Below are 4,878 nucleotides of genomic sequence, written 5' to 3'. Positions count from 1 at the left end.
CGCACCGCCTCCCCCGCCCGCCCCGCACCCGGGCCGAACCGACCAGGAGATCGTGATGACCTCGACCCTCGGCGCCGACGCCGGGTCCCCGCGCGCCGCGAGCGGCAGCCCGATCCCCATCGGCGGCGGCGAGACCACGGTCCTGCGGCAGCCCGTGGTGCACCACGACCGCTCCGTGTACGGCTACGCCGTGCGGGTCCTCGTCAACGGGCCCACCGGCGCGTCCCTGCCTGACGAGAGCACCGAGGTCGCCGTCGAGGCCGCCTACCGGCGCCTCGACCTGACCGGGCTCGCGGGCGACAAGCCCGTGCTGCTCCGCGCGACCGCCGGGCTGCTGTCCGGCACCGCGGCCGTCTGGTACGACGCCGACCGGCTCATGCTGGAGATCACGCCGTGGCTCGCCCGCCGGCCCGACGTCGACACCCTGCTCGCCGCCGCGGCCGGCCGCGGCAGCCGGCTCGCGCTCGCGGACTACGACGGCTCCGTCGCCCAGGACCGGCTGCTGGACCGGGTGTCGATCGTCAAGGTCGACCTGCAGCGCGGCGCCGACCACTGCGCCGAGCTCGTCGCCCGCGCCCACGCGGCCGGGGCCACCGTCGTCGCCGAGCACACGGACACCACGGAGCGGCTCGAGATCGCGCAGGCCATCGACGCCGACCTGCTCCAGGGCCCCATGTTCCACCGCGACCCCCCGGTCACCCGCCGCTCGTTCTCCGCCGGCGAGCTGCAGTGCCTCGAGCTGCTGCGCGTGCTGTCCGAGGAGCAGGTCGACCAGCAGACCGTCGTGCGCACCGTCGCCTCCGACCCCGAGCTGTCCATGCGGGTGCTGCACCTGGTGAACTCCTCGGCGTTCGGCCTGCGGCGCGAGATCGACTCCGTGCTCCAGGCCGTCGTGCTGGTCGGCCCGCGGCAGCTGCACGCCCTCGCCATCGCGTCGCTCATCGACGCCAAGCCGGCCTCGGTCGGCACGCTGTGGTCGATCCTGACCCGCGCCATGACCTGCCACACGATCGCCGGGGACGACGCCGGGTACACCGTCGGGCTGCTGTCCGCCGTGGCCGCCCAGCAGGGCATCGACCTCACCGAGCTCGTCTCGCGCACCGGCGTCTCCGACGCGCTCGGCGCGGCGCTGCTGCGGCGGGAGGGCCGGCTCGGCCAGGTGCTCGCGGCCGTCCTCGCGCACGAGGAGAACGACACGGCCGCCGTCGCGGCCACCGGCCTCGAGCCCTGGGACGTCGCGCACGCCTACCTCGCGGCCGTCCCGAGCGCCCTGGCGACGGCGACGGCGCTCGCGTTCGGCGAGTAGCCCCCTGTCCCGCCTCCTCCCCCGCCGGGACGGCACGGGGGTGGGGAGGCGCGGGGCCGGAACGCATAGGGTGGTGGCCGTGCCGTCGTTCATCCACCTCGCCCTGCGCCCGGAGAGCCGCAAGCCCGCCCCGGACCCGGTCCCGGTGAGCATGCGGCCGGTGTTCCTGGTGGGCATCGGCGCGTGGCTGGTGGCCCTGGTCGTCGCCCTCGTGCTCTGGCTGACGGACGCCGCGGGGCCGCACGGGGTCTGGGCGTGCGTCACCGGGGCCGCGCTCGGCGCCCTGGGCCTCGCCTGGACCCGCCGCCGCCCCGGCCGCTGAGGCGTCGCGCTACGGCGCGCCCGGCCCCGCCGCCGCGCGGGCCGCGACCTCCCGGGCGGCGGCCGCGCGGGCGCGGGTGCCGGCCGTGGCGTGCTCGGACCACCGCGGCACGAACGCCGCCAGCGCGCCCGCGGCCAGCAGCCCCGCCGCCCCCATCGTCACGATGCCCGCCGCCAGGCTGCCCGCCGCGGCGACGGCCGACACGACGAGGGGCCCCGCCGCCGCGCCGGAGTCCTGGAACACCCGCCACACGCCGAGGAACTGCGCCCGTCCGTCCGGCGGCGCCACGTCCGCCCCGAGGGTCATGAGGATGCCGGAGCCGATGCCGTTCCCCAGGCCCATGACCATCGCCACGACCGAGAGCCCCGTCAGCGTGGAGGTCAGCGGCAGGACGGCGATGGCCCCGCCGAGCACCAGCATCGACGGCACCGCGACCCACAGCCGGCCGCGCCGGTCCATCACCCTGCCCGCGGGGTAGAACAGCAGCATGTCGACCGCGCCCGACAGGCCGAACACCAGGCTGGTGGTCGCGGGCGCGAACCCCAGGTGCTCGGACCACAGCGGCAGCACGACCCCGCGGGTGGCGCGGACGGCGCCGACGAGCACCACCGCGAGCCCGAGGGTCGCGAGCAGCCGCCGGTGCCGGCGGACGAGCCCCGCGGTCGACACCCGCGGCCGGTCGCGCGCGGGCCGCCGGTCGTCGACGTCGCGCGCGAACCCGACGACCGCCGCGGCGGCGACGGTGGTCCCCACCGCCAGCCAGAACACGGCGCGCAGGTCGGCGACGTGCAGCACCGCCGCGCCGAGGAACGGGCCGAGGAACACCCCGATCCGGGACACCCCGCCGAGGGTGGACAGCGCCCGCGCCCGGTTCACCACCGGGACGACCTCCGTCAGGTAGGCCTGGCGGGCGAGGTGGAACACCGCGGAGGCGGCACCGGTCAGCAGGACGCCGACCGCGAGCACCGGCAGCGTCGGTGCCAGCGCGCTGACGGCGAGGGCGACGCACGCGACGAGGGCGGCGACGAGCATGGCGCGCCGGTCGCCGACCCGGGCCGCCAGGGCGCCGGCGGGCACGTCGCCGAGGATCTGCCCGACGCCCACCAGCGCCACGACCAGCGCGGCCTGGTCCAGGCCCGCGCCCATCCCCGCCGCCACCAGGGCGACCACCGGTGTGACCGCGCCCAGCCCCGTCTCGTACAGCAGGGCGGGCAGGTAGGCGGAGGTCAGCAGGCTGCGGGTCATCGGCCGTCCATCATGCCCCCGCCGTCGGCGACCTGCTCCACGGCGAGCTCGGCCGCGCGCGCCGGCTCGACCAGGACGAGCTCCACCACGTGCCGCAGCCGCCACGCGCCGCACGCCTGCGCCAGCCCGCGGGCGAGCCCGGCGAGGTGCGTGGCGTGCACGATCGCGTCCGGGCCGGCGCCGTCCACCCACCAGTCGACGGGCACCCCGTCCACGCGCAGCTGCTCGTGCTCGATCCAGGTGTCCGGCGCGCCGGGCAGCAGGGCGCCCACCGCCTCGGGCGTGGCGGACAGGGACCCGGCGTCGTCGCCCTCCGCCTCGTCGACCCGCCCGTCCGCGAGGTCCCCCGCCAGCGGGACGCCCAGCGCGTCGGCGAGGTCCTCGGGGTCGACGGGGCCGGTCACCGGGACCATGGCGGCGACGTCGGCGCGCTGCCACCACATCGGCACCGGGGCGACGGCCACGTCCTCGGCGTGCACCAGCGCCACCCGGTCGGGCGCGATCAGCGCCGGGAGCAAGTCGACGTCCGGAGCGGCCTCCGGCCCGGCGGCGGCCAGCCGGGCCCAGGCGGACCACACCGCGACCGCGAGGTCCAGGTCGACCCGGCCGCCCACCGGCGCGACGGCCCGCAGGAGCGGGTTCCACGCTCCGGGCGGCACCGCGCCGAGCGACGCGACACCGCCGAGGGCCACCTGCGCGGCGGGGTCCAGCGCGGCGACCTCCTGCGGCGCGGGCGGCAGCAGGCGGGCGACGGCGGGCTCGGCGCCGGCCACCGCGAACGGCGTGGCCAGCGGCAGCCCGGACCGGTGCCGCAGCCACCACGCGGTGTACCCGGGGGCGGTGCCGCCACCGGGCACGCGCACCTCGTCGAGCAGCGCCCGGCGCAGCGGCCCGGGCTCGGCGAGCCGCGCGAGCACCGCGGGCCAGGCGTCCGGGTCGGCGGCGTCGAGGTCGGCGACCGCCAGCACCTCGGGCAGGGTCTCGCTCTCCCCCACCGCCGCCGCGACCTCGGCGAGCCACGCGTCCCAGCCGTCGAGCGCGTCGGTGACCAGGTCCGCGTCGTCGTCCCCCAGCGCGACGTCGTCCGCCGACGCCACGACGTCGGTGAGCACGAGGGGCACCAGGTCGGCGCGGACGCCCGCGGCGGCGAGCGCGTCCGCGCCCCAGCGCTCGACCGCGTCGGCGGCGACCGGCGCGAGCACCCGGGGGTCGAGCAGCCGCGCCGCGCGGGACCCGGGGAGCACGAGGCCGTGCGCGGGCGTGGGCTCCCCGTCGGCCGCGCGCAGGGTGAGCAGGCCGAGGAGGGCGCGCTCCACCGGGACGGGGGGCGCGTCGCCGGGGCGCGCGCCGCCGGGCGGTCCGGCGGGCACGGACGCGCCCGACGTCGGGACGGCGCCGTCGGCCACCGCGGCGCGCACCAGGGCGAGCACGGCGTCGCTGATCTGCTCGGCGGCGACCACGTCGTCCTCGTCGGCCTGGTCGAGCACGGCCTGCCGCACCCCGGGGTGCGCCAGCAGGGACGCCGGGTCGGCGGGCGCGGCGCCGAGCCGCTCCAGCACCTCGTGCGCCGCGCCGGGGTGCACCAGGCGCACCCCCCAGCGGCCGAGCACCGCCAGCGCGGCGGCGACCGGGCCCGCGGGGTCGAGCGCGCCGGCGGCCGGCAGCAGCAGGCCGCGCACACCCCGCACCACCCGGCCGTCCGCCAGCGGGACGGGAAGGGCGGCCAGCGCCTCCCGCACCAGCGGGTCGCCGACGGCCGGGGCGAGGGCGGCGTAGAGCGCGCGCCACCGCGCGGGCGGCAGGCCGGACGCGGCGGGGAGCTCCTCCACGCACTCGGCCGCCTCGCGGATCTCGACGCCCAGGGTCCGGGCCGGGCCGAGGCCGCCCTCGGGCAGCACGACCAGGCCGGCGAACCACGGGGCCAGGGCCCGGGTGAGCTCGCGGGCGGCCGGGCCGGCGAGCGCGACGGCGCGCTGGGGCTCGACGAGGGCGGCGGGGTCGGCGG

At 79.3% G+C, this 4,878-nt stretch carries 3 protein-coding genes and 1 pseudogene; 2 read left to right on the top strand and 2 right to left on the bottom strand.

Annotated elements, in window-relative coordinates:
- On the top strand, nt 1-1,306 hold a 1,306-nt coding region (locus tag MHY85_RS20135; protein ID WP_239200008.1), incomplete at its 5' end, for an EAL and HDOD domain-containing protein.
- Between the two features lie 79 nt (nt 1,307-1,385).
- Nucleotides 1,386-1,628 (top strand): DUF2530 domain-containing protein, encoded by a 243-nt coding sequence (locus MHY85_RS20130; protein ID WP_239200006.1) that lies wholly within the window; start codon nt 1,386-1,388, stop codon nt 1,626-1,628.
- 9 nt (nt 1,629-1,637) lie between these two features.
- Here the strand turns inward: MHY85_RS20130 and MHY85_RS20125 are convergent, their stop codons facing one another.
- The gene (locus MHY85_RS20125; RefSeq protein ID WP_239200004.1) at nt 1,638-2,873 is read right to left on the bottom strand and encodes an MFS transporter; all 1,236 of its coding nucleotides are present in this window, start codon (nt 2,871-2,873) and stop codon (nt 1,638-1,640) included.
- Nucleotides 2,870-4,878: pseudogene (locus tag MHY85_RS20120) on the bottom strand (ATP-binding protein); the annotation flags it as partial. The gene MHY85_RS20125 and the pseudogene MHY85_RS20120, both read right to left, overlap by 4 nt.

The sequence above is a fragment of the Cellulomonas sp. ACRRI genome (genome assembly GCF_022346185.1).
Lineage (GTDB): Bacteria > Actinomycetota > Actinomycetes > Actinomycetales > Cellulomonadaceae > Cellulomonas.
Note: the sequence above shows the minus strand (reverse complement) of the source record. Positions and strands in the feature narration are given on the sequence as shown.

Excerpts from the sequence above, each read along its gene's own strand:
- MHY85_RS20125 (WP_239200004.1), bottom strand. The coding sequence starts at position 2,873 with ATGACCCGCAGCCTGCTGACCTCCGCCTACCTGCCCGCCCTGCTGTAC.